At 66.1% G+C, this 16609-nt stretch carries 12 protein-coding genes; 5 read left to right on the top strand and 7 right to left on the bottom strand.

Features of this window, described 5'->3' with window-relative positions:
* Positions 1 to 47: 47 nt before the first annotated feature.
* Positions 48 to 1556 carry a 4-alpha-glucanotransferase gene (gene malQ / locus AC3WUT_RS18780; RefSeq protein ID WP_492348599.1) on the bottom strand — a complete coding sequence of 503 codons (1509 nt, stop codon included), beginning with the start codon at positions 1554 to 1556 and terminating at the stop codon, positions 48 to 50.
* A 295-nt stretch (positions 1557 to 1851) separates the two neighbouring features.
* On the opposite strand from malQ, the gene yghU reads away from it, so the two are divergent.
* Positions 1852 to 2733: a glutathione-dependent disulfide-bond oxidoreductase gene (gene yghU / locus AC3WUT_RS18775; protein WP_492348598.1), complete on the top strand. Its 882-nt coding sequence runs from the start codon at positions 1852 to 1854 to the stop codon at positions 2731 to 2733.
* A 9-nt stretch (positions 2734 to 2742) separates the two neighbouring features.
* On the top strand, positions 2743 to 3378 hold the full coding sequence (locus AC3WUT_RS18770) for a glutathione S-transferase family protein (RefSeq protein ID WP_492348597.1): 636 nt from the start codon (positions 2743 to 2745) through the stop codon (positions 3376 to 3378).
* A 2-nt stretch (positions 3379 to 3380) separates the two neighbouring features.
* Here the strand turns inward: AC3WUT_RS18770 and tmpT are convergent, their stop codons facing one another.
* Together tmpT and AC3WUT_RS18760 are read right to left on the bottom strand one after the other, a co-directional pair.
* Positions 3381 to 4031: a thiopurine S-methyltransferase gene (gene tmpT, locus AC3WUT_RS18765; protein WP_492348596.1), complete on the bottom strand. Its 651-nt coding sequence runs from the start codon at positions 4029 to 4031 to the stop codon at positions 3381 to 3383.
* 146 nt (positions 4032 to 4177) lie between these two features.
* A complete protein-coding gene (locus AC3WUT_RS18760; RefSeq protein ID WP_492348595.1) occupies positions 4178 to 5800 on the bottom strand; it encodes an inorganic phosphate transporter in 1623 nt (540 codons plus the stop codon).
* Positions 5801 to 6061: 261 nt separating this feature from the next.
* Here AC3WUT_RS18760 and AC3WUT_RS18755 point away from each other — a divergent pair, with 261 nt between their 5' ends.
* Both AC3WUT_RS18755 and AC3WUT_RS18750 read left to right on the top strand, forming a co-directional pair.
* On the top strand, positions 6062 to 7447 hold the full coding sequence (locus AC3WUT_RS18755) for an MFS transporter (protein ID WP_492348594.1): 1386 nt from the start codon (positions 6062 to 6064) through the stop codon (positions 7445 to 7447).
* Positions 7448 to 7700: 253 nt separating this feature from the next.
* Positions 7701 to 10382 carry a bifunctional diguanylate cyclase/phosphodiesterase gene (locus AC3WUT_RS18750; protein WP_492348593.1) on the top strand — a complete coding sequence of 894 codons (2682 nt, stop codon included), beginning with the start codon at positions 7701 to 7703 and terminating at the stop codon, positions 10380 to 10382.
* Between the two features lie 22 nt (positions 10383 to 10404).
* Here the strand turns inward: AC3WUT_RS18750 and AC3WUT_RS18745 are convergent, their stop codons facing one another.
* Genes AC3WUT_RS18745 through egtB form a run of 3 tightly spaced genes read right to left on the bottom strand, consistent with a single transcriptional unit; the run spans position 10405 to position 12954 of the window.
* Complete coding sequence (locus tag AC3WUT_RS18745; RefSeq protein WP_492348592.1) at positions 10405 to 10683, bottom strand: DUF427 domain-containing protein; 279 nt, start codon at positions 10681 to 10683, stop codon at positions 10405 to 10407.
* A 13-nt stretch (positions 10684 to 10696) separates the two neighbouring features.
* Entirely contained in the window at positions 10697 to 11668 is a 972-nt protein-coding gene (gene egtD, locus AC3WUT_RS18740) for an L-histidine N(alpha)-methyltransferase (RefSeq protein ID WP_492348591.1), read from the bottom strand.
* Positions 11665 to 12954: an ergothioneine biosynthesis protein EgtB gene (gene egtB / locus AC3WUT_RS18735; protein WP_492348590.1), complete on the bottom strand. Its 1290-nt coding sequence runs from the start codon at positions 12952 to 12954 to the stop codon at positions 11665 to 11667. Before egtB ends, egtD begins: the two co-directional genes overlap by 4 nt.
* A 275-nt stretch (positions 12955 to 13229) precedes the next feature.
* Between egtB and AC3WUT_RS18730 the strand changes: the two genes are divergently transcribed.
* The gene (locus tag AC3WUT_RS18730; RefSeq protein WP_492348589.1) at positions 13230 to 13859 is read left to right on the top strand and encodes a LysE family translocator; all 630 of its coding nucleotides are present in this window, start codon (positions 13230 to 13232) and stop codon (positions 13857 to 13859) included.
* A 127-nt stretch (positions 13860 to 13986) separates the two neighbouring features.
* Here AC3WUT_RS18730 and gyrB read toward each other — a convergent pair whose 3' ends face one another.
* Positions 13987 to 16605: a DNA topoisomerase (ATP-hydrolyzing) subunit B gene (gyrB, locus tag AC3WUT_RS18725; protein WP_492348588.1), complete on the bottom strand. Its 2619-nt coding sequence runs from the start codon at positions 16603 to 16605 to the stop codon at positions 13987 to 13989.
* Between the last annotated feature and the right edge of the window lie 4 nt (positions 16606 to 16609).

Raw genomic sequence — 16609 nt, 5'->3', positions numbered from 1 at the left:
CGGCTTGTCTCGTCAGGGGGCAGAAAAAGGGCTGGAAGGGGCTGGGCTCAGGCGGGCGGCAGGCGTTCGTAGAGCTGCGTCAGCCGGCGCAGCAGCGTGGCGTGTTCGGGCTGCACATCGCTCCAGCGCAAGCGCCAGGCCCAGTTGCCCTGGGGGGTGCCCGGCTGGTTCATGCGGTGGCTGCCGTCCAGGCGCAGCACATCCTGCAGCGGGCAGATGGCCAGGCCGGCCACGCTGGCCCAGGCCGCGCGGATGAAGCTCCAGCCCACATCGCTGCCGTCGCAGGCCAGGTAGTCGCGCACGTGGCGGCGGATGGGCTCGGGTGCGCTGGCCCACCAGCCCAGCGAGGTGTCGTTGTCGTGGGTGCCGGGGTAGGCCACGGTGTCGGGCTCGAAGCGGTGGGGCTGGTGGTGCGCCTCTTCCTGGTCTTCGCCCCAGGCAAACTGCAGCACGCGCATGCCGGGAAGGCCCAGTTGGCGACGCAGGGCCGTCACTTCGGGGGTGATCACCCCCAGGTCTTCGGCGATCACCGGCAGTGGGCCCAGCGTCGCGCTCATGGCCTCGAACAGGCCGGCACCGGGGCCTGGCACCCAGCGACCGTGAATGGCGGTGGGTTCGCTCGCGGGGATCTCCCAGTAGCTCTCGAAGCCGCGGAAATGGTCGATGCGCACCTGATCGACCAGGCTCAGGGTCAGGCGCATGCGTGCCGTCCACCAGGCGTAGCCCTCGGCGGCGTGGGTACTCCAGCGGTACAGCGGGTTGCCCCAGCGCTGACCTTCGGCACTGAAGCCATCGGGTGGCACCCCGGCGACCACCTCGGGGCGGCCATCGGAGCGCAGCTCGAACAGATCGGGCCGGGCCCACACCTCGGCGCTGTGCTGCGCAATGAAGATGGGCACATCGCCCAGCAGCTTCACACCGCGCTGGTGGGCGTACTCGCGCAGGGCCTGCCACTGGCGAAAGAAGGTCCATTGGCAAAAGCCCCAGAAGGCAATGCGCGGCGCCAGCTCAGCCCGTGCCTGCGCCAGGGCAGCGCCTTCGCGCCGGGCCAGCGGCGCGGGCCAGTCCATCCAGTCGCGGCCGGGCTGGCGCTCGGACAGTGCCATGAACAGGGTGTAGTTGGCCAGCCAGGGGGCGTGTTGGGCGCAGAAACCGGCCAGTGCGGCCTGCTCGGCCGCATCGGCCTGCGCCTGAAAGCCGGCATGGGCCTGGGCCAGGGCGGCCAAGCGCCAGGGGATCACCGCCTCGTAGTCCACCCAGCGACCGTCGCCTGCCGGTGGGTGGGCCAAGGCCTCGGGTGGCAGCCAGCCGCGCTGCTGCAGCTCGGCCAGGTCGATCAGCAGCACATTGCCCGCAAAGGCCGAGGGGCTCATGTAGGGCGAGTGCCCCAGGCCTACGCCATTGAGCGGCAAAAACTGCCACCAGCCCTGCCCGGCCGCCTGCAGCCAGTCGATGAAATGGCGGGCATCGGTGCCCAGGTCGCCGCTGCCGTGCGGGCCGGGCAGCGAGCTCAGGTGCAGCAGGACGCCGCTGGCGCGTGGGGTGGGCTGGGTCATCGAGGCGAAAGCGTGTGGAGGGTGAAGGCCAGGGTCGGCGGCAGGGGGCGTTCGATGCCTGGGTGATTTTGTGACAGCCAATTGTTGCCTGCTGGTGACTTGAAGGTCTGATTGGTGAGTTGGGTGTCCATGCGTTCCTTAGGCCTTGGCAATCTTCATGCCAAAGCTGGCTTGTGGGTGCGGTCGCGCAGGCGATTCCGTGATCTGCAACAAATCCGGCATCGCCGTAAACTGCCGCCAACCCATTCTGGCGCACCCTTGGGCGGTGCGCGTCTCTTTCTATGGAGCGACAGGCATGACGGATTCTTCCGCTTACACCCCCCCGGCCATCTGGACCTGGAACACCGCCAATGGCGGGCGTTTTGCCAACATCAACCGCCCCATTGCCGGGCCCACCCATGAAAAAGCCCTGCCGGTGGGGCGCCACCCGCTGCAGCTTTACTCGCAGGGCACGCCCAATGGCCAGAAGGTGACGGTGCTGCTGGAGGAGTTGCTGGCCCTGGGGCATGCCGGGGCCGAGTACGACGCCTGGCTGATTCCGATCCAGGAGGGCGCGCAGTTCGGCAGTGGCTTTGTCGAGGTGAACCCCAACAGCAAGATCCCGGCGCTGATGGACCGCAGCGGGCCAGAGCCGATCCGGGTGTTCGAGTCGGGCGCCATCCTCATGTACCTGGCCGAGAAATTTGGCGCCTTCCTGCCCCCGGTCAGCGAGCCGGCACGCCGCGCCGAATGCCTGTCGTGGCTGTTCTGGCAGATGGGCAGTGCGCCTTTTCTGGGGGGCGGTTTTGGCCATTTCTATGCCTATGCGCCGATCAAGATCGAGTACGCGATCGACCGCTACGCCATGGAGGTGAAGCGGCAGCTCGATGTGCTGAACCGCCACCTGGCCACGCACACCTACCTGATCGGCGACGACTACACCATCGCCGACATGGCCATCTGGCCCTGGTACGGGGCCCTGGTCAAAGGCCAGACCTATGGCGCTGGCGAGTTCTTGCAGGTGCACGAGTACACCGATGTGATCCGCTGGGCCGATCTGATCGCCCAGCGCCCGGCCGTGAAGCGGGGCCGCATCGTCAACCGCACGGTGGGCCAGCCCGAGGCCCAGCTGCGCGAGCGCCATGACGCCAGCGACTTCGACACCCGCACCGAAGACAAGCCCAATCCCCCCGCCTGAGGCCGCTCCATGACTGTCACCCTGTACGACTGTTCCACCGCCCCCAGCCCGCGCAGGGCCCGCATCCTGCTGGCCGAGAAAGGGGTGCCCCATGAGACGGTGCAGATTGACCTGCGCCAGGGCGAGCACTTCAGTGACGCGTTCCGGCGCGTCAACCCGCAATGCACCGTGCCCGCCTTGGTGACCGAGGAAGGCCCTGTGCTGACCGACAACGCCGCCATTGCCGCCTACCTGGAGGCGCGCTACCCCGAGCCCCCGTTGCTGGGCATCACGCCGCTTGAAAAGGCTGAGGTGGCGCACTGGCATTGGCGGGCCGAATTCGAGGGCTTGCTGGCGATTGCCGAGGCGCTGCGCAACAGCTCACCGGCCATGGCCAACCGCGCCCTGCCCGGCCCTGTCAACTACCCCCAGATACCGGCCCTGGCCGAGCGCGGCATCGCCCGACTGCAGCAGTTCCTGACCGACTTGAACCAGCGCCTGGAAGGCCGCGAGTTCATCGCCACCGATCGCTTCAGCCTGGCCGACGTCACTGCCGTGGTGGCGGTCGATTTTGCGCGCGTCATCAAGCAAAAGCCCGGCGAGCAGCACCCGCATGTGCTGCGCTGGCGTGCGGCCATGGGGCAGCGGGCCTCGATGGGTTTGTGAGTTCAGCGCCGGGTCAGCCACCAGGCCACATCGGCGGCCGGCACCCGGCCCTTGAGGCCGCCGGGCACCTCGGCCCGCTGCAGCAAGGCCAGGTTCAGGGCGGCGCCGTAATGCTGGTGCAGCTCGGTCTCGTTGACGGCGAAAGGCGGTCCGGGCAGCAGACTTTGCTCATACTCGAAACAGATCAGCAACTGCGGTGCCGCCGCAGACAAGGCCAGCAGCTGCGCCGCGTAGTCGCGCCGCATGGCCTCGGGCAGGGCCACCAGGGCGGCGCGGTCGTACACCGCGTCCACCGGGCCGAGTTGCTCGCGCGTGAGCGCAAAGAAGTCGCCCACAAAAACGTCCAGCCCCGGCGCGCTGTAGCGCTGCAGCGCCCCTTCAGGGCTGATGGTGGGGCGCTGTCCGAGTTCCTCGAACAGCTCGACCACCGCCTGTTCGCTCAGCTCCACCCCCACCACCCGGTGGCCCCGGGCCAGCAGCCAGTGGATGTCCAGCGTCTTGCCGCACAAGGGCACCAGCACCCGGCTGTCTGCTGCGAGCTTCAACTCGCGTTGCAGCCAGGGCCAGTGCGTGGCCAGCAGCGGGTGCACCGCACTTTGGTGGAAGCCGATCTCTTTTTGGGCCCATTTCTGGTGCCAGAACGTTGCGTGCATGGCGGGGTGAAGCTGAAGGAGTGAGGGCTTGATTGTGCCGCCGGGCTGACCAGGGGCACAGCCGCGGCAAGGCTGGCCCTGGTGGGATCAGCGAAGGCGTGAATCCTTGCCTAGGGATCAGGCCCTGTCCTGTACCGCCGCCCCGCTCAGAACACGTGCGTGAACACCCAGTACAGCGAACCCGACAGCAGCATGGCCGCAGGCAGGGTGAGGACCCAGGCCATGGCCAGGTTGCGCAGGGTGGCCATCTGCAGGCCCGAGCGGCTGGCGGCCATGGTGCCGGCCACGCCGGAGGAGAGCACATGGGTGGTGGAGACGGGCAGGCCGTACAGGTCGGCCGCGCCGATGGTGAGCATGGCCACCACTTCGGCCGAGGCGCCCTGGGCGTAGGTGAGGTGGGTTTTGCCGATCTTCTCGCCCACGGTGACCACGATGCGCTTCCAGCCCACCATGGTGCCCAGGCCCAGCGCGATGGCCACGGCCACCTTCACCCACAGCGGGATGAACTTGGTGGCCTGGTCGATTTCCTTCTTGAACACGCCCACGCTGGCGCGGGTGTCGTCGTCCAGGCGGGCGCCGGGGTCTTTCTCGACAAAGCGCAGCGCCTCGGACAGCAGGTACATGTCGTTGCGCACGTTGGAGACCTGCTCCATCGGCACCTTGGCCAGCGAGCCGTGCGACTTGACCTGCTCACCCACCGAGGCCGTCAGCGCGCCGATGGCGGGCAGGGTGTCGGTGCCGAGGGCCTTGGTGCGCACGTAGGTGGACAGGGCTTCGCGGGCCTGGGCGACAGGCATCGCCGGCCGGCCCTTGAGCAGCGACTCTTGCGTGACGTGGGACACGGCCACGAACTGGGTCACGTTGTCGATGGGCATGGCGCGGTTCAGGGCGTAGGCCATGGGCACGGTGCCCACCAGGATCAGCATGATCAGGCCCATGCCTTTTTGGCCGTCGTTGGAGCCGTGGGCAAACGACACGCCGGTGCAGGTCAGCACCAGCAGGGCGCGGATCCAGAACGGGGGCGGCTTGTGGCCCTTGGGTTCGTCGTACAGGGCGCGGTTCTTGACGAAGGCGCGCAGGGCCAGCAGCAGCAGGGCGGCGCAGCCAAAGCCCACCAGGGGTGACAGCAGCAGCGAGTAGCCCACCTTGGTGGCCTGGGCCCAGTCCACACCGCTGGTGCCGTCGCGGCCATGCATCAGGGCATTGGCCACGCCCACGCCGATGATCGAGCCGATCAGGGTGTGCGAGGACGAGGCCGGCAGGCCCAGCCACCAGGTGCCCAGGTTCCAGAGGATGGCCGCGATCAGCAGGGCGAAGACCATGGCAAAGCCGGCGCTGGAGCCGACTTGCAGGATCAGCTCGACCGGCAGCAGCGAGATGATGCCGAAGGCCACCGCGCCGCTGGAGGTCAGCACGCCCAGGAAGTTGAACAGGCCCGACCAGACCACCGCAAAATTGGGTGGCAGCGAATGGGTGTAGATGACCGTGGCCACGGCATTGGCCGTGTCATGAAAGCCGTTCACAAACTCGAAGCCCAGCGCGATCAGCAAGGCCACGCCCAGCAGCAGGTAAGGCAGCACGGTGGGCGCCATGGCGCCGGCTTCGCTCACGTCGGCAAACAGGCTGTAGGCGGTGAAGAACAGGCCCGCAGCCAGCAGGCCGACAAACACGATCAGGGTGACGGGCCCGGGCTTGGCATGCAGGTGGGGCTTGGTCGGGCCCGTGTGGGCCGGCTCGGCGGGATGGGCCGTGGCGGTGGCTGTGTTCATGGGTGACGACTCCGTCAAATAATTCGGCAGTGTGGTGGGGCTCGGTGACCAGGCTGTGACTGGCTGTTACAGAGCCACCCTGCAGCCGGTGAGGTTGGCGCCCTCATCGGTGCGTCGCTGGCCTGCCAGCGAGGTAACGCAGCGTTGCCAATTCAAGACGGGTGAGCCTTGCGGTGCGGGCGTAAGCTTGGGGACGCGGCTTTGACGGCCCGCAGTCCACCTCCAAGATTTGCATTCGGTGCCCCAGCAGCGGCTGCCTGGATGAAGCCCTTTTTGCGCCCCCACACCATGACCGACGGTTTACCTCACCCCCAAAGAATGCTGGCCTTTGCGGCCATTGCGCTGGCCATGTGCATCTCGGTGCTGGACGGGGCCATCGTCAATGTGGCGTTGCCCGCCATCGGCGCCGACCTGAAGGTGTCGGCGGCGCAGTCGATCTGGGTGGTGAACGCTTACCAGCTGGCCATCACGGTATCGCTGTTGCCCCTGGCCACGCTGGGCGACATCCTGGGCTACAAGCGGGTTTACATGGCCGGGCTGGCGGTGTTCACCCTGGCCTCGCTGGCCTGTGCTCAGGCACAGAGCCTGGAGGTGCTGACCGCGGCCCGCGTGCTGCAGGGCCTGGGGGCGGCAGGCATCATGAGTGTGAACATCGCGCTGGTGCGCTTCATCTTTCCACGCGACCAACTGGGCGTGGGGGTGGGCTACACCTCGCTGGTGGTGGCGGCCTCGTCGGTGGCGGGGCCGGGTATTGCGTCAGCGATCCTGGCGCTGGCCCATTGGCAGTGGCTGTTTCTGGTGAACCTGCCGCTCGGGCTGCTGGCCTTGGTGGTGGCCGCGCGCACCCTGCCGCTCACGCCGGCATCGGGGCATCGCTTCGATGTGTTGAGCGCGGTGCTGAATGCCCTGACGTTCGGGCTGGTGATCTCGGGGCTGGACGCGTTCAGCCGGCCTGGCGGCGCGGCCCATGGCGTGGCCCTGCTGGTGGCCGGGCTGAGCGTGGGCGTGGTGTTTGTGGCGCGCGAACGCCGCCTGGCCGTGCCCATGCTGCCGGTGGATCTGCTGCGCATGCCGGTGTTTGCCTGGTCGCTGGTGACCTCGATCTGCTCTTTCTCGGCCCAGTCCATGGCGATGGTGGCCCTGCCCTTCTACTTTGAGCAGACCTTGGGCCGTTCCCCAGTGCAGACCGGGCTTTTGATGACCCCCTGGCCCTTGATGACGGCCCTGGTGGCGCCGGTGGCCGGCAGGTTATCGGACCGTTTGCGCCCCGAGAAGATCAGCAGTGTGGGGCTGGTGCTGTTTGCGGCGGGCCTGGGTTCGCTGTCGCTGTTGAGCGACACGGCCTCGGCCTGGGACATCGCCTGGCGCATGGGCTTGTGCGGGCTGGGCTTTGGGCTGTTCCAGTCGCCCAACAACCGGGTGATCGTGAGCAGTGCCCCGCGTGAGCGCAGCGGCGGGGCCGCCGGCCTGCAATCGATGGGGCGCCTGCTGGGCCAGTCGGCCGGCGCCGTGGGGGTGGCGCTGGCCTTCGGCCTGCTGTCGCAGCAGCACCCGACCCCCCTGATTTGTGCCGGCGCCGCCTTGCTGAGCCTGCTGGCGGCCGTCGCCAGCGGGCTGCGTGATCCGCGCGCGGCCATGAAGCCTTGACGATGAAGCCTGGATGATCCTGCCGCTGCTGGACCCTGGCCCTCTGGCGCGACTTTGAGGGGCGTCAAGGAAAGCGTCATGGGGGCCCTGGGGCGAGGTTCGGCCTTCTACAATCTGCGGCGCACGGCTTGTGGCCCGGGTGGCCCCGGCTGGAGGCCGCGACATCACCGCCCGGTCTGAGAACACTCCAAACCGGCCACCCACTCCCGGTGATCGACACCCGCAACGGAACAAGTGCAAGGCGAACCCCAAGGTGAAACGCAACGGGAACATGCATGTCTGGCTGCTCACGGCCCTGGTGTTCTGCGCCACGCTGGTGGTGGGGGGCTTGCTGCGAGCGCAGGTCGAGAAGAACCAGCTGCTGGAGGCCCGATCGGTGGCCCGAAGCCTGGCCCACGCCTCGGCCCATGCCATCGAAGAGCGCCTGGGTCGCTCGCTTTCGGCCACCTATGCCCTGGCGGCGGTGGTGGCCCAGGGCAATGGGCGGGTCAATGATTTTGATGCCCTGAGCCGGCAACTGATGCTCAACCTTGGCGGCATCAGCAATCTGCAGCTGGCCCCGGACGGCGTGGTGGCCGCCATTTCGCCCTTGGCGGGCAATGAAAAAGCACTGGGTCACAATTTGCTGGCAGACAGTGCCCGCAACAAGGAGGCCCGCATGGCCCTGGCCACGCGCAGCCTGACCTTGGCCGGCCCGTTCGACCTGGTGCAGGGGGGCATGGCCGTGGTGGGGCGTCTGCCGGTGTACCTGCCGGGCAAGGGTGGGGAGGCCAGCTTCTGGGGTTTCACCACGGCGTTGCTTCTGATTCCGGACCTGTTGCAGAGCAGCCAACTGAACCGGCTGGGTGAGCAGGGGTACCGATACCAGCTGTGGCGCACGCACCCCGACACCCTTCAGCGTCAGGTCATTGCCGGCTTGCCGGGGCACGTGCTGGAGGCGCCGGTCGATACCCCCCTCGAAGTCCCCAATGGCCACTGGACGCTGTCGGTGGAACCGATTCAGGGCTGGATCAACCCGGCGGACAGCGCATGGGGTCTGCTGGCCTGTGTTTTCATGGCTGGTTTGCTGGCGTTTCTCACCCATACCCTGCTGATGCAGCCCGTGCGCCTGCGCCGCGAGGTGGCTCTGCGCACGCAGGAACTGGAGCAGGCCAATGGGCAACTGGCTGGCGAGATCGAAGAGCGGCGAAAGGCCGAAGAGCACCTGCGCCTGGCTGCCAATGTGTTCACCTTTGCGCGTGAGGCGATCTCGATCACCGATGCCCGGGGCACCATCATTGACGTCAACGCGGCCTTCTCGCGCATCACGGGCTACGAGCGTGCCGAGGTGCTGGGCCAGAACCCCCGCATCCTGCAGTCGGGGCGCCAGGGCCCGGCCTACTATGCGGCCATGTGGCAAAGCCTGACGGCCAGCGGCTACTGGTCGGGCGAGATCTGGAACCGGCGCAAGAACGGCGAGGTGTTTGCCGAACTGCTGACCATCAGCGCCGTCAAGAACGCCGAGGGGGTGACCCAGAACTATGTGGCCCTGTTCACCGACATCACGCCGATGAAGGAGCAGCAAAAGCAGCTTGAACACATCGCCCACTACGACGCCCTCACCGATTTGCCCAACCGCACGCTGCTGGCCGACCGGCTGCAGCAGGCCATGGCCCAGACCCAGCGCCGCAGCCAGTCGCTGGCGGTGGCCTATCTGGATCTGGACGGCTTCAAGACCGTGAACGACACCCATGGCCACGCCGTGGGCGACGAGCTGCTGGTGGCGCTGGCGGCACGCCTGCTGGCCACCTTGCGCGAGGGCGATACCCTGTCGCGCATCGGGGGTGATGAGTTCGTGGCGATCCTGGTGGATCTGGAATCGGTGTCGGCCCATGAGACGGTGCTGGTACGCCTGCTGGAGGCCGCCTCCACCCCCGTGAAGATCAAGGGCCTGAGCCTGCAGGTGTCGGTCAGCATCGGCCTCACGCTGTACCCGCAAGACAACGTGAGCGCTGACCAGTTGATGCGCCATGCCGACCAGGCCATGTACATCGCCAAGCAAGGCGGCAAGAACCGCTACCACCTGTTCGATGTGATCCAGGATTCGGCCGTCAAGACGCACCGCGAGCAACTGGCGCAGATCCGTGCGGCCTTGCACAAGGGCGAGTTTGTGCTGCATTACCAACCCAAGGTGGATTTGCAGCTGGGTCGGCTGGTGGGGGTGGAGGCCCTGATCCGCTGGCAATCCCCGCTGGCCGGGCTGCAATTGCCCGGCAGCTTTCTGCCCGTGATCGAGAACGACGTCACCGCCATCGACCTGGGCGAGTGGGTGATTGCCCAGGCCCTGCACCAGCTGAGCGAGTGGCATGCCAGCGGCCTGCTGATCAGCGTGAGCGTGAACATCGGGGCACGCCAGCTGCAGCAGGCCAATTTCAAGCACCGGCTGGCGCGCTTGATGCAATTGCACCTGAAGGTCGACCCGGCCTATGTGGAGCTTGAGATCCTGGAGACCAGCGCGCTGGAGGACATCGAACAGGCCTCGCAGGCCATCCGCGACTGCCGGGCTCTGGGCGTGCGCTTTGCGCTGGATGATTTCGGCACCGGCTACTCATCGCTCACCTACCTCAAGCACCTGCCGGTGGAGGTGCTGAAGATCGACCGCAGCTTTGTCAGCGACATGCTGGACGACCCCGACGACCTGAGCATCGTGCGAGGCGTGGTGAGCCTGGCCGAAGCCTTCGGCCGCGAGGTGATTGCCGAGGGCGTCGAGTCGGTGGCCCATGGGCAGGCCCTGCGCCAACTGGGCTGCCGAATGGCCCAGGGCTTTGGCATCGCCCGCCCCATGCCGGCGGCCGAGCTGCAGGCTTGGCAGATGCGCTGGGACGCGGATCCCGGCTGGATGGCCTTGCGGCAGGCGTGGCCATCCAGCCACACCAGCCAGCCTGCTCCGCTTTGAGCCCCCGCGGCCGTGGCCGTTGTCAGCGCACCTGCACGCCGTTCCAGAAGGCGACCCGGCCCCTGACCGCTTCAGCTTCGGGCTTGGGATCCGGGTAGTACCAGATGGCGTTGGCGTTGAGTTCACCATTCACCAGCAGCGAGTAGTAATGCGCCTGGCCTTTCCAGGCGCAGGTGCTGCGGTGGTTGCTGAAGGTGACGTAGCTGCGATTGAGCGCGCTTTCTGGGAAGTAGTGGTTGCCCTCGACGAGCACCGTGTCGTCGCTGTCTGCGATGACGACACCGTTCCAGGTGGCTTGCATGATGTGTTTCCTTTCAGGGAGCGGTCAGCCAATGCAGGCTGAAGAGTTGTTCGGGATCGGTCCAGACGGTGCCAGGCTGCCAGCCCGCCTGGGCCGCCAGATGACGCAGGCCGTCAATGGTGAATTTGTACGAATTTTCAGTGTGCAAGGTCTGCCCTTGCTCGAAGCGGTAGCGTTGCTGCTGCAATTCAACGGTTTGTTGGCACCGGCTCACCAGGTGCATCTCGATGCGTTGCAGCGGCGCGTTGTAGAAAGCGCTGTGATCGAATTGTTCCAGATCGAAGTTGCAGCCCAGCTCCCGGTTGGCCCGCAGCAACAGGTTTTTGTTGAAGGCGGCCGTGACGCCCTGGCGATCGTTGTAGGCCGCATGCAGGCGATCAGGGTGTTTGATGAGGTCGACGCCGATCAGCAAGGCACCACCGCGCAGCAAATCGGCCGCCTGGCGGAAGAACTGTTGCGCTTCATCCGGGGTGAAATTGCCCAGTGTCGAGCCCGGGAAAAAGCCCACGCGGCGGCGCGGCCCGGGGTCGGGCAGGCGCAGTTCGGTGGTGTAGTCGGCCACCACCGGGCAGATGGCTATGCCTGGGTACCGACGGGCCAGCCTGGCGGTGGACACCGCCAGGTGCTCCCCCGAAATATCGACGGGGCAGTAGCGCAGGTCCCGCAGGCCTGTGCGCATGTGGTCGAGCAAGGCCTGTACTTTGATGCAAGAGCCGGCACCAAATTCAATCAGTTCGACGGAGTGACCGATGTGCGCGGCCATTTCGTGCCCGCAGCGCTGCAGGATCTGGTGCTCCGTGCGGGTGGGGTAGTACTCTGGCAGGTCGCAAATGGCGTCGAACAGCGCCGAGCCGGCCGCATCGTAAAAGTACTTGGGCGAAATCTGCCGCGGCGTGCCACGCAGCGCGGTGTGCAGGTCGGCGGCAAAGGCCATGGCCTCGGGGGAGGGCGTCGGGGCCGGCGCTGGCGGTGAGAACAAGCTCATGATGCAGTCCCCTCTGAGGCACTCTGCAGGTCGCGCGCCAGCCTCAGGCCACTGAATTGCCAGCGTGCGGCCGGCGGAAAGAAATTGCGGTACGTGTGCCGGGCATGGTCGGGTGGCGTGGCCTGACTGCTGCCGCGCAGCACCAGTTGACCCACCATGAATTTGCCGTTGTACTCGCCCACCGCACCGCTCAGGGGCTTGAAGCCGGGATAGGGGTGGTAGGCCGATCGGGTCCACTGCCAGACCTGACCCTGCAAGTCTTGGCAGGCCGCCGATGTGCTGGCGGCCTCCCATTCGAATTCGGTAGGCAGCCGGGCCCCGGCCCACTCGGCATAGGCCGCCGCCTCATAGAAGCTCACATGGCTGACCGGGGCGTTCGGGTCCAAGGCCTGCACGCCGTGCAAACCAAAAACCTGCCAGTGGGGAGCGGGGGCTCTGGCATCGCCGGGCGCCAGCCAGTAAGGCGGCTGCGTCCAGCCCTGGGCCTGAACAGTGGCCCAGCCATCCGACAGCCACAGGCCCGGACGCTGGTAGCCGCCATCCTCGATGAAGGCCAGAAAATCGCCGCAACTCACCAAGCGGGTCGCGATCTCGAAGCCCTGCAACCAAACCTGGTGGCGCGGGCCTTCGTTGTCAAAATGAAAGCCCTGTTCACCGGCCCCGATGGCGACCATCCCCTCCTCCAGCCGCTGCCAGGCGGGCCCAGCCGCGATGGCCCTGTCAGCGCGGGCTGGGGCCTCTTGAAACCATCGCGGCAGCAGGGGGTTGCACGAGAATGCGTGCAGCAGGTCGGTCAGCATCAGTTCTTGGTGCTGCTGCTCGTGGTGCAGGCCCAGCTCGATCAGAGGCCAAGCCTGTTGCCAGGTGCTGGGCTCGCAGCCCTGCATGAACGCCAGCATGGCCCGATCAACATGTTGGCGGTAGGCCAGCACCTCGGCCAGGTCGGGCCGAGTCAGCAAGCCGCGTTGCGGCCTGGGGTGGCGCGGCCCCAGCGCTTCGTAGTAGCTGTTGAACAGGCGCAGAAAGCGCTCGTCATAGGGCCTGCTGCCGGGCTCGTTGGGCAGCAGCACCACGGCTTCAAAAAACCAGCTCACGTGCCCAAGATGCCATTTGACAGGGCTGGCATCCGGCATCGACTGGACGCACAGGTCCTCGGCACCCAGGTCTTTGCACAAGGCCAGGCTGCGCTGCCGCACGGCCTGGTAGCGTTCAATGGAATTTTGTCGCGCAGACCAATAGGCGTCTTCGCCGGGCTGATCCACGGCGGTGGGCGAGAAAGGCGGCATGCATGGGCTCCTGGTGGGCGTCACAGCCGGCGTCGTGCGACGCCGTCGGGCCGACGCTTGTCTCGCGTGAGTCGTGCCCAACCTGCAATTTATTACAGCACAGTGCCAGTGAGGTGACAAACGCTGCAGGGCCTTGTCTCCGGTCTGTGTTGGCGAATCGGGCTTCTGTATCGCACCCATCCGCTTGGATCTGTATCTTTTCAGGTGCTGGGGCTGTCCCTATCCTTGGGGGCATACCCAACCTTGAGCGTTTTGCCTCGACACAGGACCTGCCCATGCCAGAAATTGCCAGTTTGTTTGCCTTCGGCCTGATCTCGTTGGGCATGGCGCTCACACCCGGGCCGAACATGGTCTACATCATTTCGCGCTCCATCTGCCAGGGGCGGGGCGCCGGCCTGATCTCCCTGGGCGGGGTCGCTCTCGGCTTTGTGTTCTACATGGTGTTCGCTGCATTCGGGATCACGGCCTTGCTGATGGCGGTGCCTTATGCCTATGACGCCTTGAGGATGGGCGGTGCTGTCTATCTTTTCTACCTCGCCTGGCAGGCCATCCGGCCCGGCGGGCGCTCACCCTTCGAGATACGCCAGTTGCCCAAGGACAGCCCGCGAAAGCTGTTCACCATGGGGTTCCTCACCAACTTGCTCAACCCCAAGATCGCGATGATCTACCTGTCCATGCTGCCGCAGTTCATCCAGCCCGAACATGGCAGCCCGCTGCTGCAATCCCTGGTGCTGGGCTTCACTCAGATCGTGGTGAGCCTCAGCGTCAATGCCATGGTGGCCCTGTTGGCGGGCTCGATGGCCGTCTTTCTCGCCACCCGGCCCCGTTGGCAAAGGGTTCAACGTTGGTTGATGGGCACCGTGTTGGCGGGATTGGCCACCCGCTTGGTGCTGGAGCGGCGCTAGGCTCGCGTGCGCGCGAACACCGTCCCAAACAAAAAAATGGCCCGGTGATTCCGGGCCATTTCACTTTTTTGGGCGCAAGCGTTTCAGGGACTGGCCTTGGCTTGCATTGGGTGCGTGAGCAGACGTCTCAAACGTCAATATTCCCCGCCCGCAGCGCGTTGGTCTCGATGAAGTCGCGGCGCGGCTCCACCTCGTCGCCCATGAGCATGGTGAAGACGCGATCGGCCTCGATGGCGTCGTCGATCTGCACGCGCAGCAGGCGGCGCACGTTGGGGTCCATGGTGGTTTCCCAGAGCTGCTCGGGGTTCATCTCGCCCAGGCCCTTGTAGCGCTGGCGGCTGGTGGTGCGTTCGGCTTCGGCGATGAGCCACTTCATGGCCTGGCGGAAGTCGCTGACCTTTTCTTCCTTCTGGCGTTCGCCTTCGCCACGGGTGGCCTTGGCGCCTTCGGAGAGCAGGCCCTTGAAGGTTTCGGCGGCTTCGGCCAGGGCGGCGTAGTCGGCGCCGCGCACAAAGTCTTGCGTGAGCACGCTGCTCTTGATGTTGCCGTGGTGGCGGCGGCTGATGCGCAGCACTGGCTTGTCGGTGCGGGCGTCGAACTCGCCGGCCACTTCGGCGGGCACGCCGGTGGTGGTCAGTTCGCGCAGCTTGGCTTGCAGGGTCACGGCGCTGGCTTCGGCGTCGGCCACGCTGTCGAGGTTCAGGGCCACACCGTCGGCGATGGCGCGCAGGGCCTCGGCGTCCATGAAATTGCTCAGGCGGGCGATCACACTTTCTGCGATCTGGTGCTTGCGGGCCAGTTCGGCCAGGGTGTCGCCGTTGAGGGTTTGCGGGGCTGCGCCACCGGTGCTGATGCTGGCATCCTTGAGGGCGATGCGCAGCAGGAAGCCGTCGAGTGCCGGGCCGTCCTTGAGGTACAGCTCTTCCTTGCCGGCCTTGACTTTGTAGAGCGGCGGCTGGGCGATGTAGATGTGGCCACGCTCGACCAACTCAGGCATCTGGCGGTAGAAGAAGGTGAGCAGCAAGGTGCGGATGTGGGCGCCGTCGACGTCGGCATCGGTCATGATGATGATGCGGTGGTAGCGCAGCTTGGCGACGTTGAAGTCGTCTCCGCCGGTGTTGCCACCGGCCTTGCCGATGCCGGTGCCCAGGGCCGTGATGAGCGTGAGGATTTCGTTGCTGGTGAGCAGCTTCTCGTAGCGGGCCTTTTCGACGTTCAGGATCTTGCCGCGCAGGGGCAGGATGGCCTGGAACTTACGGTCGCGGCCTTGCTTGGCCGAGCCGCCGGCGGAGTCGCCCTCGACGATGTAGATTTCGCACATCGCGGGGTCTTTTTCCTGGCAGTCGGCCAGTTTGCCGGGCAGGCCCATGCCGTCGAGCACACCCTTGCGGCGGGTCATTTCGCGGGCCTTGCGGGCGGCTTCACGGGCGCGGGCGGCTTCGATGATCTTGCCGCAGATGATCTTGGCGTCGTTGGGGCGCTCTTGCAGGTAGTCAGTGAGGAGCTTGCTGACGATGTCTTCGACCGGAGCGCGCACTTCGCTGGACACCAGCTTGTCTTTGGTCTGGCTGCTGAACTTGGGCTCAGGCACCTTGACGCTGAGCACGCAGCAAAGGCCTTCACGCATGTCGTCACCGCTGACCTCGACCTTGGCTTTCTTGGCCAATTCCTGCTCTTCGATGTACTTGTTGATGACGCGGGTCATGGCCGCGCGCAGACCGGTGAGGTGGGTGCCACCGTCACGCTGAGGGATGTTGTTGGTGAAGCAGAGCACGCTTTCGTTGTAGCCGCTGTTCCACTGCATGGCCACTTCCACCCCGATGTGGGTGCCGGCAATGCCGCCGTAGGTCTCGGCGGGGCGTTCGCCGTGGGCGTAGAAGATGTTGGGGTGCAGGACCTGCTTGCCCTTGTTGATGAATTCAACAAAGCCACGCACGCCGCCAGCGCCCGAGAAGTCGTCTTCCTTGCCGCTGCGCTCGTCTTTCAGGCGGATGCGCACGCCGTTGTTCAGGAAGCTGAGCTCGCGCAGGCGTTTGGACAGGATTTCGTAGTGGAAATCGTTGTTTTGCTGAAAGATCTCGGTGTCGGGCAGGAAGTGCACCTCGGTGCCGCGCTTCTCGGTGGCGCCGGTGACCTTCATGGGCGAGACCTCGAAGCCGTCGACGGTCTCGAGCAGGCGGTGCTGCACAAAGCCCTTGGCGAATTCGATCTCATGCACCTTGCCTTCGCGGCGCACGGTGAGACGCAGCCACTTGGACAGGGCGTTCACGCAGCTCACGCCCACGCCGTGCAGACCGCCCGACACCTTGTAGCTGTTCTGGTTGAACTTGCCGCCAGCATGCAGCTCGGTCAGGGCGATTTCGGCGGCACTGCGCTTGGGCTCGTGCTTGTCGTCCATCTTGACGCCGGTCGGGATGCCGCGGCCGTTGTCGGTGACGCTGATCGAGTTGTCGCTGTGGATGGTGACGACGATGTCGTCGCAGTGGCCGGCCAGGGCCTCGTCGATCGAGTTGTCGACCACTTCGAACACCAGGTGGTGCAGGCCGGTGCCGTCCGAGGTGTCGCCGATGTACATGCCGGGCCGCTTGCGCACGGCCTCCAGGCCTTCGAGGATCTGGATGGCGCCTTCGCCATAGCCCTCGGACGCCCCTGCCTGGTTGGTGTCGATCTTGGTTTGCGGCAGGTCGCTGAAGGCTTCGTTGGAGCTGGTTTCAGCGTCGGACAGCGGCTTGTTTGGTTCGGTCATGGTG

It is taken from the genome of Curvibacter sp. EU05-FHT14A10, from assembly GCF_058791075.1.
This window is presented reverse-complemented; position numbering and strand designations above follow the sequence as displayed.